A 22,466-nucleotide genomic window follows, 5' to 3' on the forward strand; every position below is an offset into this window, starting at 1 on the left:
ATGGCGCTGGTCGGTATTAATAACGAAAACGAATTTTACTCTAACCACTATTTGGGCGAAGTCTTTACCAGCGATATTCGCGATGTCCTGGAATCCTGGATTGAGCAGGAAAATGCCGCTCGTGAAGCTGAACGCGCTGCCCGTGAACAGGGCAAAGAGGTTGAGGCGGGCTACCGCGCGCCGTGGAACCAGCTTAACAGCCTGGCGACAGAGTTTTTCCGCAAACTCACTGATCATGAAAAACAGCGCCAGATCCCGCAGCGTCTTGCCGATCAGCGCACTCGCTGGCAGCCGCTGTTAAAGGCATTGGGTTATGAACTCAATCCGCACATTCAGATGCTGGATGACGATACGCCTTTGCCGGTACTGGCTCGTTACAACAGTACCGACGGCAGCCCGTGGCTGTGGATTGTTGAAGCACATGATCAGGATGAAGGAACGCTGGATCCGCTGGCGCTGTCGCTGCTGACCGCGCAGTTCCCGGCAGATACCGATAAACATAAGCGCGACAGTCTGCGTAAAAAAGCGAACGGCGAATACCGTAGCTGGCAGGATCTGCTCTCCACGGTGGTCTTCACGCAAAATGAACCGCCGCGTTTTGTACTGCTGCTTGGCAATCGCCAGCTGTTATTGCTGGATCGTACTAAGTGGGCGCAAAACCGTCTGCTGCGTTTTGATTTTGAAGAAATTTTAAGCCGTCGTGAAACGGATACGTTGAAAGCGACGTCGGTGTTGTTACACAAAGACTCGCTGTTACCCGGCAGCGGTGCGCCATATCTCGATTCGCTGGATGACAATTCGCACAAACATGCGTTTGGCGTGTCGGAAGATCTGAAATATGCCCTACGTGAGAGCATTGAGCTGTTGGGCAATGAAGCGATGCGTTATCTCATCAACAACGAGCTGGCCTATTACACCGGGAAACGAGCTATTAACCCGGATGAGTTGAGCCGCGAATGCCTGCGGTATATGTATCGTCTGTTGTTCCTGTTCTATATCGAAGCGCGCCCGGAGCTGGGCTATGCGCCGATGACCGCCAAAACCTATCTGCAGGGCTACAGTCTGGAAACGCTGCGCGATCTTGAGATGATTCCGCTGACCAGCGAAGAAGATCGTAACGGGCGCTACTTCCACGATAGCCTGAATATGCTGTTCAAGCTGGTACGTGACGGCTATAGCGGAGGCGTGAAAATGCAGAGCGACCTGGAGAGCGGCGACCGGATCACTATTCACAGCCATCAGTTCAGCGTGCCGCGTCTGGAAAGCCATCTGTTTGACGCGAATAACACCCGCATTCTTAACCGCGTGGTGTTTCGCAACGAAACCCTGCAACAAATTATTCAGGCGATGTCGTTAAGCCGCCCGGGTAAAGGACGTTTTAACCGTCGGGGGCGTATATCCTATCGCCAGCTGGGTATTAACCAGTTAGGTGCAGTGTATGAAGCGCTGCTCTCTTATCGAGGTTTCTTTGCCAGTCATGACCTCTACGAGGTGAAAAAAGCTGGAGAAGAGTTTAACGAGCTGGAGACGGGCTATTTCGTCAGCAAAGACGAGATCGGTAAATACCACGACGACGAGAAGGTCTACGAAAAAGACGGCAGCCTGCGTATTCACCGTAAAGGCAGTTTTATCTATCGCATGGCCGGGCGCGACCGCGAAAAATCCGCCTCTTACTACACCCCGGAAGTGTTGACTCGCTCATTAGTCAAATATGCCCTGAAAGAGCTGTTTAAAGAGCAGATTGATCCGATTACCGATCTGCACGCCAAAGCCGACGCAATATTAAACCTCACCGTGTGCGAACCGGCGATGGGCAGCGCAGCGTTCCTTAACGAAGCCATCAACCAGCTGGCGGAAGCTTACCTGTTCCACAAACAGCAGGCGGAAGGTCGCCGCATTCCTCAGGATCGCTACACCCAGGAGCTGCAACGGGTGAAAATGTACATTGCCGACAACAACGTATTCGGCGTGGACTTAAACCCCGTGGCGGTGGAGCTGGCGGAAGTGTCGCTGTGGCTGAACGCCATCAGTGGCGATGCATTTGTACCGTGGTTTGGCTACCAGCTGCACTGCGGCAACTCGCTGGTTGGCGCACGTCGTCAGGTGTTCAACAAGAGCGAGCTGACCTACAAAAAAGCGAAAGATCCGAGCTGGCTTAACAGCGAACCGGCCGAGCTGGCGATGAATATTCCACGCGAAGATAAGCAGATTTTCCACTTCCTGCTCCCGGACAGCGGCATGGCCAACTACAGCGACAAAACCGTTAAGCAGCGCTATCCGGATGATTTCAAAGCGTTGGACAGCTGGCGCAAAGAGTTTACCAAAAGCTTTGCACCGCATGAGATTGTTGATGTGCAGCGCATCAGCGGCAAAGTGGAAGCGCTCTGGAACACATTCCGTCAGCAGCTGAAAGCCGAGCGCCAGAAAACCGCCGACAATTATCCGGTTTGGCCTGCGGAAAATACGACCCAAGCCCGCTCTTCTTTAAGCAGTAAAGATGAAACCTTCAGCGGCCGCCTCGAAGATAACAGTACCTATCAGAAACTGCGCTGGGTGATGGACTACTGGTGTGCGCTATGGTTCTGGCCAATCGACAAAGTGGATGAACTGCCGGATCGCGGTATGTGGCTGATGGAGATGGAGACTCTGCTCGATGGTATTGTCGTCACGGAAAGAGTCACTGAAGTTGCAGAGCAGGCCACCGGCAATCTGTTTGCCGACGAGGATATTGTGCGTGAAGAATCTTCGCTGTTTTCCGGTGCAGGCCGCCTGAAAACTGAAGTACTGTTCCGTCATTTGCCGCGTTTGGCGATTGTTGATGCGCTGAAGAAGCAACATCGTTTCTTCCATTGGGATCTGGAGTTTTGTGATTTGTTTGCCGAACGCGGCGGCTTTGACCTGATGCTCGGAAACCCGCCGTGGCTGAAAGTTGAATGGCAGGAAGCGGGCGTGCTGGGCGACTATGAGCCGGAGTTTGTTCTAGGCCGATTGAGTGCTTCGAAGTTGGCGACATTGCGTCATGAAACCTTCAATCGAATTCCGCTGCTCGAAAATGCTTGGCGCAGCGAGTATGAAGGCTGTGAGGGGATGCAGAACTTCCTGAATGCGCAGCAGAACTACCCTGTACTGCGCGGTGTGCAGACTAATCTGTATAAATGCTTCCTGCCGCAGGCATGGCGCTTAGGGGCGCAGAAAGGTGTGGCAGGTTTCCTGCATCCGGAGGGTATCTATGACGATCCTAAAGGCGGGCAGTTGCGTGCGTCGGTGTATCCGAGGTTGAGGGCGCATTTTCAGTTTGCGAATGCTTATTTATTATTCAATGAAGTACATGATCAAACTCGGTTTGGTATAAATGTTTATGGGCCTTACCAACAAAGTATTAGCTTTGTTTCGATGGCTAATGTGTTTCTTCCTCAAACTATAGATGCATCATTTGCGCACAAAAATTACTCTGAGCAGGTTCCGGGGATTAAGTTTGATAGCGCTCTTGAGGCAGGCTCATCGGTTCTATGGAATAATAATGGCCATAATTCTAGACTTATAAATGTTGGTTCGAAAGAACTTACGTTATTTGCTCGTCTGTATGACAGCGAAGGAACTCCTGCATGGCGGGCTCGTTTACCAGCTTTGCACGCAGAACAGCTTGTTGCTGTGCTGGAAAAGTTTGCTAATCAGCCGAAGAGATTGGGTGATTTACAGGGGCAATATTTATCCCTGGAAATGTGGCATGAAACAAACCAGCAGAAAGACGGCACTATTGAACGTAAGACACAGTTCCCTGAGGATGCATCACAATGGGTATTGTCTGGCCCGCACTTCTTTGTTGGAACACCGTTCTACAAGACGCCACGCCAAAACTGTACGTTAAACAGCGATTATGACTGCCTGGACCTGCTAACATTGCCCGACGATTACCTGCCGCGTACTAACTATATGCCAGCATGTGATGTGCAGGAGTATGCCAAACGTACTCCACGAGTGACTTGGACTGAACCAGGTGAAGACGAGCCGAGGAAGGTGACGGATTATTATCGTTACGTTGCCAGAAAAATGCTGAGCCAGTCTGGTGAAAGAACTCTAATTCCAACGCTTATACCACCTGCAGTAGGGCATATAGACGGTTGTTTCTCGGCGGTTTTCAGCGATGCTCATCGCCTGACATTATTTACAACGGCATCACTGTCCATCGCATTTGATTTTTGGGTTAAAAGTACAGGTAAATCAAACTTTAGAGATGAACTACTAAAACTGATGCCTTTGGTTTGCGAAGCTGAAAGGCAATTAGTCGCACGCGGCTTAACATTGATGGGTGTAGGTACCGCTTATACTAATCTCTGGAAATCTTGTTATAACCCAGATTTCAACACCCAGCGCTGGAGCCGCAATCTCCCGCAACTTCCACAAGATTTCTTCGCCAATCTGACCCCTGAGTGGCAGCGTGATTGCGCCTTACGCTCTGACTACAGTCGCCGTCAGGCGCTGGTGGAAATCGACGTGCTGGTAGCACAGGCGCTGGGTTTAACCCTCGAAGAGCTGCTGACTTTATATCGCGTCCAGTTCCCGGTAATGCGTCAGTACGAAGCCGATACCTGGTACGATCAAAACGGCCGCATTATTTTTACCCCAAGCAAAGGGCTGGTGGGCGTCGGCCTGCCGCGTACCGCGCGTAAAGCGGACCTGAAAAACGGTTTTGTCTTTGATGTCGACAGCCCTGAATGGACCAGCGGCGACTGCACCGATCAAGCCATCGGCTGGGATGATGTCAAGCATCTGCAAACCGGTACCGTTAGCGTCACTTTTGATGACTATACCCGAAGCGACGAAGGCGAGCGCCGAACCGTCACTTGGCAGGCTCCGTTTATCAAACCCGACCGCGAAGATGATTACAAAGTGGCCTGGGCATTTTTTGCACAAGATAAGGAGAGCGCCTGATGCTGCCTTCTGTTGTCAGTCGGCAGGTTGCCGACAGCGTTGCTTCCTTTTTACGGGCAGCCTTCCCGCTTAACAGCCCACTGTTTAATGGTGAAGAAAACAATAACGTCTCGATGCTGGAGCAATTTCTGGCCCAGCCGGAAACGCTGCTGAAAGGGCCGTATCTTTCCGCTCAGCTGCCGTTTCGCAAAAGTGACTTACCGCTGAACTTCTTCCCTAACCTGACGCTGCCGTTCCCACCGCACGCTCATCAGGCACAGGCGTTCCAGCGCCTGGGTATCGAGGTGCCTCTGCCGACGCTGGTGGCGACCGGGACGGGTTCCGGTAAAACGGAATGTTTCATGTTCCCGCTGCTTAACCATTGTGCTGGGGCATCAGAGGCCGGTGTTAAAGCGATCATCATTTATCCAATGAACGCCTTGGCAACCGATCAGGCCAGCCGTTTCGCTAAAACCATCTCCAGCGATCCGCAACTACATGGCAAAGTGACTGTCGGCCTGTTTGTCGGCGACAGTGAAATTGAGCCCAGCAAAAAGATGTCTGCAGATAAAGTCATCACCTGCAAACATACCCTGCGTGAGAACCCGCCGGATATCCTGCTGACCAACTATAAGATGCTGGATTACCTGCTGATGCGCCCCGGCGATCAAAAGCTCTGGCGCTACAACCAGCTAGGGTCGCTACGTTATCTGGTGGTGGATGAACTGCATACGTTTGATGGTGCGCAGGGGTCGGATCTGGCCTGTCTGGTGCGCCGCTTAAAGCATCATATCGGTGTCGATGACAAGCGTTTTGCCTGCGTGGGGACGTCGGCTACCGTAGGTGACGAACTGGGACAACTACTCGATTACGCGAAAACGATCTTTGATCAGCCATTTGGTGATGACGCGGTTATTCGAGAAGATCGCTATACGGCGGCAGAGTATCTGCAAGGTTATACCATCGAGTACAGTCAGTATCCGGGCCAGGAGGCCAGCGCTGTGCTGGATCCGCAAGCGTACGCCAGCCCGGTAGACTATCTGAACGGACAAATTCCGCTGTGGTTCCCGGATAGTTCACTGCAATTACCTGCCGATCTGGACAGCGATCTCGGACGTGAAAAGCGTATTGAGTTGGGCTCATTGTTACGCCGCCACAGCATCCTGCACGTGCTGCTGGAGGATTTGCAGGGCGGTATTTTGTCGGAACAGCAGTGCCTGGAAAATCTCCAGGTGATGCTGGCGGAAAGCGCCGGGCATGCAACCCGCGTGCTGCAAAGCATTCTGGCACTAATTGCCCAGGCACGCCTGGAGGTTCCAGAAAAACAGGAAGATCGGGAAAAGCGCCTACAGGCGAATAAAGCACGTCCCGTTCTGCCCTTTGTGCAACTTCGTTCTCAGCTGTGGTTGCGCGAGATGCGCCGCCTGGTCGCCAGCGTGTCAAAAATACCTGAGCTTGTTTTTGCTGATGATGTCGCGGTGGAAGACCGCGAACATTACCTTCCCGTTATTCACTGTCGTGACTGCCATGCTACCGGTTGGGCGAGCCTGCGCCATGGTCAGAGTGTTCAACTCGAAACCGACCTGGACGGTATTTATCGTCAGTTCTTCGAAAAAGGCCGTTCTATTGTGCTTGCCTTCCCGGATAACAACGATAAACCGGTCAGCGGTGTTCACCAGAAACTGTGCCCTTCCTGTTTAAAGCTCAACAAGCAGACTAACGTACAGTGCGGGCATTGTGGCCATACTGATCTGCTACAAGTACTTATCCCGGATATGCTCAAAGAGCGTAAGGATGAGCTGGAATTTGCTAACGAATGTCCGTACTGCAACAGCAAACAGGGTATTTCGATTCTTGGGTCGCAGGCAGCCAGCTTGTCGGCGGTGATGATCCATCAGCTTTATGGCAGCCAGTTCAACGAACATAAAAAGCTGATTACGTTTTCTGACTCGGTACAGGATGCCGCACACCGCGCCAGTTTCTTTACCGCCCGAACCTGGCCGTTGATGGTACGCGGACAAATCGCCAGCGTGTTGGGTGAAAAAGAAACGTTACCGTTGGATACCTTTGCGGCACGCGTCTGCCGGCAGACGCGTGAGCGTTCACCGGATGATGCTCATTTTGCCGCGAGCTTCATCGCGCCCAACATGCAGTGGATGAACGATTACCAGACGCTGAAGAACGAAGGCCTGCTGGCAGAGAGTTCCGATTTACCGGAGCTGGTTTCTCTTCGTCTCGACTGGGAGGTATACAGCGAATTTACCCTACGCGCACGAATTGGACGTACGCTTGAGGCCACAGGTTACGCAGCTGCAGGAATTGATATTGCGCGTTTCAATTCAGCGATAACGGTGCTTCACCAACAGCTTGTCGAAGAGCTGGGTGATGAAATGGCTGGGGTCAGCGTTGAGCAGGTGGCACACCTGGTGATTGGCGTTCTTTGGCATCAGCGGCAGGCGGGAGCTGTTCTGCATCCGGCGTTCGAAAGTTATCGGCGTGAGGGTAAGACCTTTATGATGACGCAGAAGGAGCGAACTTCACGCTATATGCCGTCTATTGGCCCGAAAACGCGTAAACCGGCCTATGCCTCGTTTGAAAAAATAAATGGCTTCCATCGACTGATTGGTGCGAAATCCAACCCCAGCTGGTATCAGCATTGGATCAACCGAACGCTCAGCAACGGCAATAATCTGTTTATCAGCAGCCTGGCAGAGACGGTTTTACGACGTCTGTTTGCGACACTAAAAATGGCCGGGTTGGTAAAAGACTTTGACACAAAAGGCAAAGAAGCTTGGGGGCTAGTACCTTCAGCGCTGGTAGTGAGCCGAGATGTTGTTCAGCTAAACTGCTCTTGCTGTCGTGAGGTTGTTCGGGCACCGGCCGATCAGGGGTGGCACTGGCGAAACGCGCCATGTCTTTCTCTGCGCTGTGAAGGCCGCTATCAGGAAACTGAAAATACAGTGACCTGGCACTGGGATAATATGGACATCGCTCGTGTTCAGGGGGCAGAGCATACCGGATTACTGAGCCGTGAAGATCGTGAGGCTACGGAACAATCGTTCTACCGCGGTAATCAGCCATGGAATATAAACCTGCTTTCGGCAACACCGACGCTGGAGATGGGTATCGATGTGGGTGACCTTTCTACGGTATTACTCTGTTCTGTTCCACCCGCGCAGGCTAATTACTTACAGCGTATTGGTCGTGCCGGGCGTAAAGACGGCAATGCACTTAACATCACGGTGGCTGAGGGGAACCCGCACGATCAGTTCTTCTTTGAAGAGCCTCTGGAGATGATGCAAGGGCAGGTACAGGCCCCTGGTGTGTTCCTGAACGCAACGGCTATCCTGGAGCGTCAGCTGGCCGCATTCTGCATGGACAACTGGGTGAAAACCGGCGTCCCGGCATCTGCTATCAGCAAAAACGTGAAGCAGATGCTGGACGAGCTGGAGTTTGGACACAAGTCTGGGTTCCCTTATAACTTCCTGCGTTATGTTGAACAACATCATGCGGATATTGCTCAGCAGTTTTCGTCCATCTTCCTGGATCTTACGGAAGACACTCGTCTACAGTTACTGTCATATTTGCAAGGGGCATCAGGGCAGCGTTCTCTGGTTCAACGTATCGAACAAGCATTAAAACTGCTGGTGGAAGATCGCAAATCGTTGCGTTCCCGGATTGATAAACTCAAGCGCAGTATCGACAAGCTGGAGAGCGATCCGCACGATCAAAACTTTGACAGCGATATGCGCGAGTTGACTTCGGAACGTCAGACGCTGATGGCCCTGGTGAACCAGATCAATAACAAGCAAACGCTTAATTTCCTCACCGATGAAGGATTACTTCCCAACTATGCCTTCCCGGAGGCCGGTATTACGCTGCGTTCTGTGCTGTGGCGGCGTAAAGACGGTGGGGAGACGCGTGAGTATCAGAACACGACCTACGAATACGAACGTCCGGCATCAACGGCGCTGGCTGAACTGGCCCCGTTGAATAACTTCTATGCGGGCGGGCATAAAGTTGAAATCGAACAGATTGATCTTAAATTGTCTGAGCCTGAAAACTGGCGTATTTGCAGCCACTGTAACTACAGCGAGAATATCGATCAGACCGGCGATCAGCATAAATACTGCCCTAAATGCGGCACACCAGGTTGGGCTGATGCCGGACAAAAAACGACGTTACTGAAGCTTCGCCAGGTTTATGCCCGCTCAAGCGCCCGGGACAGCCAGATCAGTGATGAGAGCGATAGCCGAGAACCGGCATTCTTCCAGCGACAGCTGCTGGTCAGCTTCGAAAAAGAGGATGTATCGGCCGCTTATGCCATTGATGAAGGAGAAATCCCGTTTGGCTTTGAGTTTTTGAGCAAAGTGACTCTGCGAGATATCAACTTTGGCAAAATGGCGGATGATGCCAATGAACTGATGATCGCAGGAGAGGCAAAGAAACGCACCGGGTTTAAAGTTTGCCTCGGCTGCGGCATGGTGCAGCGCCCTCGCGATCATGAACCTCGTCATGACCTGAGCTGTAAATATCGCGCTGAACCCGAAAAAGCGAAGTTTGAAGATTATCTCTACCTTTATCGCCAACTGGAATCTGAGGCATTGCGTATCCTGCTGCCAGTGACCAGCTACAGCAACGATCGCGTGGTGGAAGCCTCCCTGGGTGCAGCCATTCAGCTTGGGCTTAAACATTACTTCAAAGGTAACGTGGATCATCTGAAAGGCGTGGTGTATCGCGAGCCGGAAAATGAGGGCGAATCCTGGCGTCAGTATCTGGTGATTTACGACACCGTACCAGGGGGGACTGGCTCACTCAAAGAATTGATGCGTACACCTGACAACCTTCTGAAATTACTTGAGCTGGCCTACAAGGCGCTAGTGGAATGCAGCTGCAACCATGATACGCATAAAGACGGCTGCTATCGCTGTGTTTACGCTTACCGTGACCGCGGGCGTATGAAGTATGTATCAAGAGATCAGGCGCGTCTCTTACTGGCGAAAATCCTGAAGGCCAGTGCTTCTATACGCGTTATTGATTCCATCAAAAACATTTCGCTTGATGCCATGATGGGGAGTGAACTGGAAAAACGGTTCATTCACTGCCTGCAGGATAACAAAAATCTTCTCGTGAGCCGGAGTTATGCCCATCAGAATGCAGGCTGGATTATTAATACCCGTACAGAACCGGCGATGAGCTGGCATCTCAAAGCACAGATTGATTTAGGGGTTAAAGAAGGGGTTGGCATCCTTAGCCGACCAGATTATGTGCTCTACCCTCTGATGCAGTCAGAAAAGATAAAACCGGTAGCAATTTTCCTGGATGGTTTTGCTTTTCATAAAGATAGCGTGTCGGATGATGTCCAAAAACGGCAGGCGATTAAAGACAGCGGTAATTTTTGGGTATGGACACTGACCTGGGCTGACCTTCAAGAACAAGGCATTAAACATGTACAGAATGTTATGGGGCTTGGCCATAATCCGGATATGAAACAGCCTAAGTTTTATAACCTGTTCCATGATACAAACTTTGCTACGCTTGAAGGTTCATTCCGGGAGAGAAACAGTTTTGCACTGCTACTCGATTATCTCTCTGATCCCGGTAATAAAACTATGCTATGGCAGAAAATGGCCGCTGCCTTTGCCTGGGTGTGGCTGGATCCTAAAAAGTCGCAGGATACTGGAGCCAAACAAAAGTACGCCTATGAAATGCAGGAGAACGCTCCCGCTTATCGGTTGAATGCACTTTTGCCTGATGAACCTTTTGTATTTGGTGGTTTACTGGATAGCTGTAGTTCATCACAACAGTTCATTGAGCTGGCAGCTGTTGTACCGCAACAAGCCATTAAATCAACGACAAGCATTGAACAAATGCGAAATTGGTTGAGGCTGCATATTTGCTTTGACGATCGTTATTCCCAGGATGATGGCTATGAAGCCGGATTTAACGGTTTCTGGTGGATGGTGAATTTACTGCAGTTCCTGCCAGATATGACATTTACCAGCCGTAAAGCGGTTCATTTACCGCTGGAGGCTGAAACGGTAAAAATGCAGACTTCGGTTGTAGTGGATATTCAGCCTGACGAGAGCTGGGCAGAAATACTTGAGTTTGGCTTATTGGGCGCAGAAGAAATCGCTTTGCTTCAGTCGTTATCACTACCGGCACCGACGGTTGGATATGAATTGCAGGATGACGATGGCGAAATTATTGCAGAAGCCGATCTCGCCTGGCCATTACAAAAGCAAGCCTTGATTATTGATAATCAGGAGTTTACTGCTTTATTCGCAAGTAAGGGTTGGCACGTTGCATTCGGGCCAATTGACGAAAATACATTGCAGCATCTGTCCGGAGGTGACAAATGACGATTCCAACGCCAAAGGTGGCACTTTCTGATGGTTTTCTGGGGGCTTTTGCGCGGATTCCTAAAGCGCAGCAAAAAAAGGTCCAGGAATTCATCTCTAAGTTCCGCCAGGATCCGACGAGTAATGGGCTGAACTACGAAAAGATCCACGATGCACGCAGCAATAATGTGCATTCCGTGCGTATAGACCAAACCTACCGGGGGATCGTCCTGAAACCTGAGCAGGGTGCTCTGTATATGCTGATGTGGGTGGATAAGCACGACGAAGCCTACGACTGGGCGCGGCGACACGAATGTGCGATTCACCCGGTAACCGGTGCGATTCAGGTGATTGATACCAGCTATATCAAACCTACCCCCGAGCCGACTGTTGTCGATAAACCCAAACTCTTTGCTGCGTATACGGCAGAGCAGATCCTCGCGCTGGGTGTTCCTCCTGTGTTTATTGAGCAGGTGATGGCTCTTGTGGATACCACAGGGCTGAATCAGCTGGAAAGCGTGATGCCAGCAGAAGCCTGGGAGCCCCTACACTGGCTGGCAGAAGGTCTGGATTACCAGGAAGTGCTGGAGGAGTTTAACGATCACCGTGATGAGCCTGTTGATACCAACGACTTTATTGAGGCAATTGAGAGAAGTAAACGTCGTTTCCATGTCGTTGAAAATGAACAGGAGCTACTGCAAATGCTCAATGCGCCACTGGAAAAATGGCGTGTATTCCTGCACCCGAGCCAGCGAAAACTGGTGGAGTCTCCGGCAAATGGTCCGGTGCGAGTGTTAGGTGGTGCAGGCACGGGTAAAACAGTTGTTGCGATGCATCGTGCACGTTGGTTATCCCAACGCCTGGCCGATAAACCCGGTAAAAAAGTTCTGTTCACAACCTTCACCCGTAACCTGGCGGCGGATATTCGCGCCAACCTCCAGCGTTTGTGTAGCCGTGAGGAGATGGCGCGTATTGAAGTTGTTAACATTGATGCCTGGATGAGCGAGCAGCTTAAACGCCATGGATATGATTTCCGCGTGGTCTATGATAGCGATGAAGGGCGACGTAAATGCTGGAACTATGCCTTGCAGCAAGTTCCTGCTGAATTGGGATTACCGGATAACTTTTATTCTGAAGAGTGGCAACGTGTTGTTCAGCCGAATGCGGTTTACAGCCGTGAAGAATATCTGAAGGTGAGTCGTATTGGTCGTGGCACGGCGTTATCCCGTATTCAGCGTGCGAAAATCTGGCCTGTGTTCGAAGAGTTCCGGGCACAAATGGCGCGAGCCAAACTGCGAGAGATGGGAGATGCCATGCATGAGGCTATCATTCTGTTTAAAGAAAAACAGGTGCAATTGCCTTATAGCAGTATCGTAGTCGATGAAGCTCAGGATATAGGCGCACCGGCCTTTACCCTTATTCGTAGCCTGGTTCCAGAGTCTCCTAACGATCTCTTTATCGTGGGTGATGGACATCAGCGTATTTACCGCAATAAAGTCGTTCTAGGTCAGTGTGGGATTAACGTTCGTGGGCGCCGTAGTAAAAAACTGAAAATTAACTACCGGACTACAGAAGAGACGCGACAGTTTGCTGTCGGGTTGTTAACCGGCGTTAAGGTTGACAACCTGGATGGTGAAACTGATGCCAGCAACGATTATTTATCATTGCTTCATGGTGAAAAACCCATGATCACTCATGCTTCAGATTTTAAAGAAGAGGCTGCGACGATTATCAAGCAAATTCAGGCGTTGTTAGCCAATGATGTCCGTTCCCAGGATATCTGCATTACCGCTCGTACGAAGCATGCTTACGAGCGTTATGCTTCTGCTCTGAATGATGCTGGAATCGAGACCTATAATTTAGGTCAGGATAGTGGTGATAGTGATCAACGCCCTGGTGTGCGTATGGCAACGATGCACCGCATTAAGGGGTTGGAGTTCCAGTATGTGTTTCTTGCGGGCATCAACGATGGTGTTGTGCCGGAAGTCAAAGCAATTGCATCTGATGACCCTGTAGAACAGCGCGATGCATTATTTAATGAACGAGCGTTGCTCCATGTGGCTGCAACGCGCGCGGTAAAAGGATTGTTTGTTTCGTCTTACGGTAAACCTAGTTTTTTACTGGAGCCTGAAAGCGAGTAATCCAGCCAGATAACCAGAAGCTACAGCTTCTGGTTATCTGCATTTTAGCACTCATCAATATCGGCCACTGATTTGCTGATTTGGTAAGTGCCAGGAAAGAAAGTGGAACATGGAAGGGCTTTCGCAGTGCACTGATTGCGTGTTGTTAGCCCTGTGGGCATAAGCGACTGACGCAACGAAATGTACATCGAGAAATTTCTGACTGAATACGATGACTCGCTAACGGGTGAGTTGAATGTGGATCCGCTTGGGCAATTAGTCATCTGGTCGTCCTGGGGGCAGGACATCTTTCATAGCCGTATTACTTCTATCGCAAATGATGTACGGCAATATACGCTGAATCTGCTGCATCACAGCGTATTGCGCCAGATACTGGTCGATGAAAAGCTGCAAACTTCAGGCGTGATGAAAGGTCTGTATCCCAAAAAGCAATTACATGAGTTTAGAGTTGCCTGTCTGATCCATTTGGAAAATATTTATATCTACTCCATGCTGGCGGCTGAAAAAAGAGGTGTCACTCTCACTGGTGTGCAGGGTATTAATAAAGCCAGATCTAAATGGAACGCTGCAAATAAAAATCCTCAGATATTTTTTGGTCATGAGAAAAGTAGTGAGTTACTGACTAATCAGATCGCTCTTGGTACCAATGGGCGCTATAAATCGCCAATGATGAAAATGCATTTTTTCTCTACTGATTATCGCTATGATCTGCCGGAAAGCAAGCCAGTGTGGCAGGCAGCAGAGGCATTTATTCGGAATGTACCAGAGCTGAAAAAATTACATGCAGCGGCATTGACTTACATGCAATTGAAAATGCAGGCCTCACATAAGCGCGACCTCAACCCATTTTTCGAAGATATTCCTGTCGGCCTAAAAAAGGCGTATGTAAAGGCATTCCGCGACCCGAAAATGGTCGGGGATTATTCGCGAATATTCTGGCTACAAAGAACGGGGTTAGATAAATATGCAGCGGGTGCTATTTATCGGGTACTCAAGCAGGAACGTTTGGACGAGTTAGAGCTTACAGATGCTGAAGTTTTCAAACGTGCCATGCATCAGGCGAAAAGTATGCCTGAAATGAATGAAAGTGACCTCAGGGCGTTACAACATATCAGTCAGGCGGAGCCATTTTTATCCCTGATCGACCTGATGTTTTCAGGCTTACGCCGACAGAGTAGTCAGACTTTGGCAGAATTTCGTCAATTCTGGCAGTCGCGCGGTCTTACGGAACTTGATCTGCCACAAAAGGCGGCTCAGCTTCTGGAAAATGATGTGCTCCTTTCCTCGCTTTCCGGTACGCCCGCCAGACGTTTTCAGCAACTATTAGCACTGGCCTGTATGCCGTCGCTGGAAGATCAGGTTCGAGGCTTGCTGGATTATCATCACAAGATAATGGAGTCAAGGGGGCAGTTCCCGTGGCTCCTGCTTGAAGGTGATGATATTTTGCTGCAGGTACCACCATGTTCGCTACGCGAAGATCGTCAGAATAGCGACTGGGTAAACCGTTATTATCTACCACAGTTCAGACATTTGCTGAACGGTTTATGGGGGCATTCTGCATGAAGCTGTTAGATGTCTTCAAAAAGCAAATTGCTGATATGGGTATGTTGAAACGTGTCTGGCTCACCACCTTTAATCTGGATATCTCTTTTGTTGAAACGTGGGTACTTCCTGCTGTGTTGGGTATGGACCCGCCCGTTAGTCGTATGGATTACGAAGGTCTGCAGCGTGCGCTGAATGAGAGTGGTATTGATTTCCGCATCTACTGCGATCCGCGCATGATTGCGAAAGAAAAGCCGAAACGTACCTCCATTGCGGTATATCCGGTGTCGGTGCGTAAGCTGGCTCAAAGCGAAGAGTCTTATCTGGATAAAGAGCGCGGGCTGTTTCACCCAAAAGTATTTTATCTCGAAGATCACTACAGAAAGATTATTGTGGGTGCGGGCAGTGCCAACCTTACGCTTAGTGGGTGGGGGCGAAATCAAGAAACTGTGGATTTTCGTTGTGTTGCAAGTAATGCCCAATACCAGCAGGTAAAACGATTTTTTACCACAATTGATAACAGTCTGAATGATGAAGAATTTTTCCCAACCCGTCGCAAGTTTCTCGGTGATGATCCTGATTGGTCATTTATTCACAGTCTGGCTGGTTGCACACTGCTAGATGCATTAAAAAACGGCGGTGAGATTCATACACTCAGTGTTTGGTCGCCTTATCTTGCTGAGGATTTAGCAGGGTTTATCGACAATATTGGGCATGAAGTGCTCGTAGAACTGGTTCCGGATTTGGTTGAGGGACGTTATATCCGCACTCGATGGAGTGACAGTATTCAGGCAATGATTACAAATAAAAAGCTTACCGTGTATCGCTCTCCAGTGCCCAAGGACGATAGGGCATTGATGACCCATGCCAAGCTCTGGCTGGCGAAAAGCAATACCGGTACGCAACTTGCCGTGGGGTCCTGGAATTTCACCAACCCGGGTTGCAGCAGCTTACCTGAGGCAAACTGGAATGTAGAAGCGGGAATTGTGCATCCGGTCTCTCGTAACATCACGATTTGCGGCAAAGAATGGGATGATGTTAATGAAGAGAATTTCGCCAGTGAAGCATTGTTGGAGGAAGAGGCGCTGGAGCCTGATGAACTTCAACCTTTCGATCTGAGCGTTATTTTTGACTGGACTCGATGTGAGTATCAGATTTCCGGGCAATGGTTCGGTGGTAAGCCTGCGTCAGGTTATCAACTGATATTGCCCGGTATCAACGGGGCAAATGAATTGGTATGGAAAGCTACCGGTATAGGTCTGAAATCGCCCCGGCAATTGACGGTATTAAAAAGCAATGCCGTATTGGATAACCCTTTTTATACCCTTCGTAGAACTGGAATAACCGACTGGCAGGGCATGATCGTTGAAAGCGGTATTGAACACCGGCGTGCGTTGAGCTTTAAGTCGCTAGATGACTTACTTAACAGCTATCTGAATTCAGTGGATCCCGCATTGAGTGATCGCCTTATGCTGCGCTGTGCTGGCGCGCAGGATGAAGAGCAAAGTGAGGGGATGGCGCAAGCCATGAATTTAGATGCCACTAGCTATTTCCGCCTCTTTCAGGCTATCCAACAACGGCGCAACTGGCTAGCAGACGCGGACGATGGCACTCAGCTGTATCGTCGTTTGTTCAGTGAACCAGGTTGCTTACAGGAATTGGCTGAAATAGCCAGGGAGCGTATAAATCAACCGACTCAGCTAGTATTTAACTGGTTTCTGGCCCAAGAAGTTAACACTCTGGCCGCTCTGGCAAGAAAGCGTGTTAAAAGCATACGTCACAAACAAGGGGCTGAAGCCATATCTGTGGCTGTGCACTTGTGGGAGTCTCTACAGGTTGCAATTCCCCCCCTAACTAGCGATGCCACTAGCCTACGTTATCTCGCTGCTATCATGGAAGACTGTAGTTATGGCGAATAAGTTAAAACAGATCATTACCCCGGTTGAGGTTTCAGCCGTGATGAATTTCGATGCAACTGATACGCACTGGCAGTATCAATCCGGTGCTTCCAGCATGGCGGCGAAGCAGGCAGAGGGGGTGGCTGGGTTGTGGAATTTGCTGAATAAACAACGACTGGCACTCCTTGCTGATGAAGTCGGCATGGGGAAAACTTATCAGGCGATGGGAGTAATGTTGTTGTTATGGCAGGCAAAACCTGATGCACGCATTCTGGTTATGGCACCTAACAGGACGCTCTGTGATAACTGGGAGAGAGAATTTAGCATTTTCACAGAGATACACTATCGGGCTGAACATAATGCCTTTACCACTTTAGAGGATAAGACAAAATATGCCCCACAAATTTATGGCAGACTGGCGGAGCTGGCGGCCGCTGTGGAAAAAAAATCTCACCATTTTTACCTTACTACTATCCATTCACTAAGCGGTCTGGTCCCTCCAGATGAAAAAAAAGATGCTTTAAATGCTGCCGCGTCTTATGGCGTGTTATATCGTCAGCAGATTAAGCAAGCTCTTGGAAAAGGAGGGTTTGACTTAATTATAATCGATGAGGCTCATTACTTTCGTAACCGAAGCGGATCACAGCGTGCCGCCGCCGCTCAGGCCTTCTTTGGTGATGCGCAGGACCGGCTGGGGAGCAATGTACTGTTGTTGACGGCAACTCCAAATCACTCAGCATCGCGAAATGTTTATGACATATTTAGCTACTTCAGTGACATGCCAAAACGTTATGCAGAGGATGATGTCCGTGCGCTGATGAATGATTTTGCCATCCGCCGACTGCGCAAAATGCAGGGCAGAGAGAGCAGCCACAGCAAATATGAATATCGTCATGAGCGCGCTAGCATTTCCAGTTTTACTAATAAGATGGATGCTGAGTTGTTTTTTGCTCTATATCAGAAACAACTCGTGGTTCAACTGGACAAAGAGAAAAAGGCAGGTGGCGGCAGGCGCATGCTATATGGCTATCTTGAAGGGTTTGAATCAACGGGCAGTACCGCAAGTGAGCGGGATAATAGTAGTGATGAAGAGGGGCAAATCCATAATGACTTCAACCACGCGCCGGATTCTGCTCTGCTCAATAGCTTGACCCGGCAGTTTCACGATATCTATAACCGCTTTCCAGATCATCCCAAATACGACACTCTGGTAGAGGCCTGCTTTACCAGTGATCCGTTCAAGCAGTCTCAGCCGCTACATTGTAGTAAGCATTTGGTTTTTGTTCGTCGAATACCATCTGTACGCGAAATTACTCAGCGCATCAACGCACGTTATGATGAAATAATGGCTGAGCGATTGATGAACGTCTGGCAGCTACCTGCAAAGGCGCTGGCAGAATGGCGAGAGTCGGGTTGGTCCCGAGATATTTTTGTTAAGCTTTTATCGGAAAAATCCAATGAAAAGTCCGATTTTGATGAGCATATGCTGGAGGACGGGGAGACAGATGAGCCTGAAACGGATAACGAGCTAAAGCTTTCAAGTAAAATTGCCGAGCTATTTGTTATGAAGAAAACGGGCCTGCGCAGTACCGACTGCGCCAACGTTAGTTTGCGTTTCCGTCGCCCTGAAAGCCTCTTTTCATTATTTCTTGAGCCTGCATTGGATGGTACGACCGGGACCTATCATTATCATTACCGCAAAGAGTCTGGTGAACGTCAACGTGACAGCTATGGTGATGCCGCGAGAGATGCCCGGCTGCAGCAGTCGACAACAGCTCAGAAAATCAAATATATCACTGCTTTGCCCACTGCCTGGGGATTGATGTTTCATGAGCTGCCGCAGCCAGCAAAAGAGCAATTGATTAAGTGGCGTGACCAGCCTAACGGTATGGCAATTATTGAGAACTTTGCCAACTATCTTCGCACGGGTTACCTGTTTGCCAGCCCTGTGATCATTGAGCTCTATTGCTGGTTTACAGAGTTCAACCGTCGACCTCAAACAGGTGAGGTCCAGCAGCGATATCAGCATTTTGTAGAATGGGTCACCCCAAAATTGAATGGATCACTGATGCTACGTTATTTTGTGGCTGCCATTGAAACTTTCGAAACGCTATGTGTGAAAATTGTTGGCCAGAAACTAGATAATACTCAATATACTTGGCGCGAGTTCACTAGCTTGAGTAGTCCAAGTTGGTATGCCAGCGGGCAGTCAAAAAATCGCGAACGTTTAATTCGTGGATTTAATTCACCTTTCTTCCCTAATGTGCTGGTAGCAACCTCTGTGTTGCAGGAAGGCGTGAATCTTCATCTTCAATGCAATCAAGTTCATCATTATGGCATCGCCTGGACTCCTGGTGATAACGAGCAGAGGAATGGACGGGTTGATCGCCTCTTTGGTCGAATCAATACAATGCTTCAAGTCCAGGGGGCGGCTGAGATGATTATCAATTATCCCTACCTTGCAGGTACCTTCGACCAGGATCAGTTGGCATCATTTATACGCCATAAACACAGTGTTGAAGAGAAGTTAGATAGTTGCGAGCTGGAGGATTTTGACAGCGAAATTGATATTCAGGAGGATCCTCAAGGTTGGCAAAAATGGCTACGGCATCCTTCTAAGGATAAAGATAAAGAAGATCCTTACCCAGCCAAGTTTGATCAGTAGTGTTTATCATTTATGCGGTAATAATATATCAGGTGGTTACGAGCAGTTTTTTGCAGGAAACTATTTTAAATAGAAACTGGGGTCACAACACCACAGGTCAGGCAGTATTTTTTTCCATCGCAATCATTTTTACATAAAACGCAGTGCCAGAAAAAACAGTGGTGCAGACACTAGTTCTGCCAGCATAAATCTCAGTTTTCTTTGTCGGCAATTATCCTGAGCCTGAGGGGGCCAGAGCGTTATCGTCGAAAGCAATCAAGGAGTTGGCAAAAATAGTATTGGTTCCTACCAGACAATTCGCAGGTCTAACCGTCCCAGCAGGACTGACAGACACCGTGCGGTTGGATGGTTTAAAGGTGTTATGAGGGTGGGAGTAGTGTGGTTCTCACACGATGAGATGCTGGCGTAAAAAATTGCCTTACTTAGAAGACATTCTTACGTGGCCGTCTGCTTGAAGGTCGTTCGGGGACCTCATTGCAACCGAACAGTAACAGCCCATATTTCTGCTGGGTTTTGGTCATATACACCAGTACAAACCGGCTTGCTGTGCCCAGGGATAGGTATTCTGAGTTTTACTACCATCCAGCCAGAACACGACATGAGCATGGTAGTGGTGGTCTTCTGTCCATTCGATAACCCAGAAGAAACCGACCACCGCTTCGAGTTGCATCATACGGTTCATCAGCTTTCGGATATCTCATTCGAGTTGCCGATGATCCCGCAGGAAAAACTTAGCGGTATGATCCTGGTAAAACAGATCTGTTCGGAGTGCCAGCAGGCAGGAATAGCGCTCTATCAGTTTGTCGATATGGTTGTTCAGAAGTGACTGTCGAAACCAGTCTGGCTCCCATCGTTGTTTGTTTTGCATAGGATGAATTTCTTTAGTGCTGGCGAGGGCCAGTCAATGGAATGCACCTGGCCTTAAGGAAGAGCCATGGCTGGGGTAACCGCATGGATCAAGAGGATGGTTGTAAAAAGGGATTGCCTATTAATTATATTAATTAACCTAAATTAATTTTCACTCCCCAATAACCCTCAAATCCCTTGCATGACTATGGATGAAGCCTGATTCAGTGGCTCCGCTGTCGTCCGCCATGCAAAGCAGACATACTCGTCCATCAGACTGGTCAGCGCAGGGTTTTCAGCCTGCCGGTCATTGATCCAGATATCCATCTCCTTGTCTTTTTTGAACCTGAGGTTGTCGGTCCAGTCATCAAGGCAATTACCCAGCATCAAATCGTACCAGCACAGCCAGACCAGCTTCAGACGCAGCTCGCTACCGCCGAACTGGCGGAACAGACTGATGAGCTTATTTGCCAGAGGGCGTTGTTTTAAACGCACGCACTCAGACAGCAAAACCCCCTCCAGCATTGGATGGTGAGCCAGCAGATGCTCCTGGGTAAATAAACTGACACTCAGGTCATCATTAACAGTCAGTGGGGCTGCTGCTCTGCCATAAATAATCCGGTGCAGGCACTGGGGGACAATAGCAATAACCTCTTCCTCTCCCGGAAACTTAAGGCTGCCAATCGTCAGGGTATGATGGTGGTAGATATTCTGGTGACACATACCCGATCTGACCGTCAGTTTCGTAAAATCAGTCAACCAGACCTGATAATATTTATAAAGTTCTTCGTAACGTGGTTTGTAATCTTTCATTGTTCATATTCCTTCTGGCTTTAATGACAGACAGCAGAAAACCTCCGAACGAGTCGGATAGTTATTTTCTTGCCGGGGGTTAGGTCAGAGTGGTGTTATTTATGGGACTGGTTAATGCGTTCCTGAAGCCAGTTTTCTACTTCGCTCTTTAACCAGCGAGAACTGCGCCCCAGTTTGACTGGTTTGGGGAAGTCACCATCTTTAATCAGCTTATAGAACCATTTATCCGTAAGTCCCGTTAGCTTCGTGAGGAACCGCATATCCACCAGTTGGTCATCAAGCAAAGAAATTTGTTCTGTCATAATGCTGTCTTCCATTGTGGGATTATTCTGAGCTGGTGGTTGATTGCTCGTTACTACCAGCCCTTCCACATCAATGGATTGATACGTAAAAAAGTGCAGAACGTAAGTTACAACGTGCGAGGACGCCCCAGTCCACTGGGGGGCGGTACCTCACTGGCTCCGTAGTGATAGTGACCGTGCTTTTGCTCTTCTTTGGCGAGATAGCTGATAATGTAGCGCAGGTTATCAATGGCTTCGGTATCATCGTAGTTCACCGGTCTATCAATACTGACTTCATAAGAGGGTTTGTATTCGCAGCGGTTGTAATAGCCTTCTCGTCGCGTTATTTCCCGCCATATTGTTCCTACTCTCTCAGCTATTGGGTAGGTAGCTTGGTTAAGGTGCCTGTCGAGATAGAACACGATATGGGCATGGCAGCCGTGGTCTACAGAATTCTCTAGTACCCAGAAATACCCAGCCAGATTTGTGTGCTGCATGGTGCGTTCAACCAGCATGCGTACCTCTCGCTCGGTTTCATACCATGAATGACGTTTATAACGCTCTGTACCTTTCTGATAGAACAGGTCGAGTCTGAGTGCCTGTATTCGGGAGTATCGGTTCAGTAGCTGATTCAGGTGGTCATTGAGTAGAGACAGTAGAAACCAGTTCATCGTGTATCTGGAATTGAAAGGGTAAGGTGTGTGCATTGATTTATCCTTTGTCAGGTGGAGTACAAAGGATTGGGATGAGATGTAATTTTTAAGAGAAGCGGAGATATGGCAGATACAGGGAACTGTGTATCCAGGGGATGACAGGCAGGGTTAATGATTGGGGGAAGGCGTTGTGAACAGGGTGGTATAGAAACAGGAAGTGCCCCTTAATTATACTAAAAACCCAAATGTTCATATCTGCTGTTGAACGATTCTAATGAGGTGAAAAGAGGAGATTCGTAGAGTAAAAACCACAGGAATAACGCAGTAATAAGTCAGAGTATTATCACAATAAAATCAGCAGGATATCAGTTAAAA

At 49.2% G+C, this 22,466-nt stretch carries 9 protein-coding genes and 1 pseudogene; 6 read left to right on the top strand and 4 right to left on the bottom strand.

All coding sequences use genetic code 11. The features are described from left to right. From IM291_RS09505 to IM291_RS09530, 6 genes are all read left to right on the top strand, one after another. Positions 1-4,932: a class I SAM-dependent DNA methyltransferase gene (locus tag IM291_RS09505; protein ID WP_192986728.1), complete on the top strand. Its 4,932-nt coding sequence runs from the start codon at positions 1-3 to the stop codon at positions 4,930-4,932. After that, positions 4,932-11,273: a DEAD/DEAH box helicase gene (locus tag IM291_RS09510; RefSeq protein WP_192986730.1), complete on the top strand. Its 6,342-nt coding sequence runs from the start codon at positions 4,932-4,934 to the stop codon at positions 11,271-11,273. The genes IM291_RS09505 and IM291_RS09510 overlap by 1 nt, the downstream gene beginning before the upstream one ends. Beyond that, complete coding sequence (locus IM291_RS09515) at positions 11,270-13,393, top strand: ATP-dependent helicase (RefSeq protein ID WP_023343028.1); 2,124 nt, start codon at positions 11,270-11,272, stop codon at positions 13,391-13,393. Before IM291_RS09510 ends, IM291_RS09515 begins: the two co-directional genes overlap by 4 nt. Before the next feature lie 180 nt (positions 13,394-13,573). Then, positions 13,574-14,956: a hypothetical protein gene (locus IM291_RS09520; RefSeq protein ID WP_031518863.1), complete on the top strand. Its 1,383-nt coding sequence runs from the start codon at positions 13,574-13,576 to the stop codon at positions 14,954-14,956. Beyond that, positions 14,953-16,854 carry a hypothetical protein gene (locus IM291_RS09525; protein ID WP_031518861.1) on the top strand — a complete coding sequence of 634 codons (1,902 nt, stop codon included), beginning with the start codon at positions 14,953-14,955 and terminating at the stop codon, positions 16,852-16,854. The genes IM291_RS09520 and IM291_RS09525 overlap by 4 nt, the downstream gene beginning before the upstream one ends. Further along, on the top strand, positions 16,844-19,498 hold the full coding sequence (locus IM291_RS09530; RefSeq protein ID WP_192986732.1) for a DEAD/DEAH box helicase: 2,655 nt from the start codon (positions 16,844-16,846) through the stop codon (positions 19,496-19,498). The genes IM291_RS09525 and IM291_RS09530 overlap by 11 nt, the downstream gene beginning before the upstream one ends. A 422-nt stretch (positions 19,499-19,920) precedes the next feature. On the opposite strand, the pseudogene IM291_RS21915 reads toward IM291_RS09530, so the two are convergent. The 4 genes and pseudogenes from IM291_RS21915 to IM291_RS09550 all read right to left on the bottom strand — a co-directional run bounded on the left by IM291_RS21915 (position 19,921) and on the right by IM291_RS09550 (position 22,145). Next, a pseudogene (locus IM291_RS21915) lies at positions 19,921-20,366 on the bottom strand (inovirus-type Gp2 protein). A 167-nt stretch (positions 20,367-20,533) separates the two neighbouring features. Then, positions 20,534-21,157 carry a hypothetical protein gene (locus IM291_RS09540; protein ID WP_048328396.1) on the bottom strand — a complete coding sequence of 208 codons (624 nt, stop codon included), beginning with the start codon at positions 21,155-21,157 and terminating at the stop codon, positions 20,534-20,536. Between the two features lie 95 nt (positions 21,158-21,252). Then, positions 21,253-21,459: an AlpA family transcriptional regulator gene (locus IM291_RS09545; protein ID WP_072065341.1), complete on the bottom strand. Its 207-nt coding sequence runs from the start codon at positions 21,457-21,459 to the stop codon at positions 21,253-21,255. Positions 21,460-21,566: 107 nt separating this feature from the next. Continuing rightward, on the bottom strand, positions 21,567-22,145 hold the full coding sequence (locus IM291_RS09550; protein ID WP_048291786.1) for an inovirus-type Gp2 protein: 579 nt from the start codon (positions 22,143-22,145) through the stop codon (positions 21,567-21,569). Positions 22,146-22,466: the final 321 nt, after the last annotated feature.

It is taken from the genome of Enterobacter cloacae complex sp. P27C (assembly GCF_014895705.1).
GTDB classification, from domain to species: domain Bacteria; phylum Pseudomonadota; class Gammaproteobacteria; order Enterobacterales; family Enterobacteriaceae; genus Enterobacter; species Enterobacter bugandensis.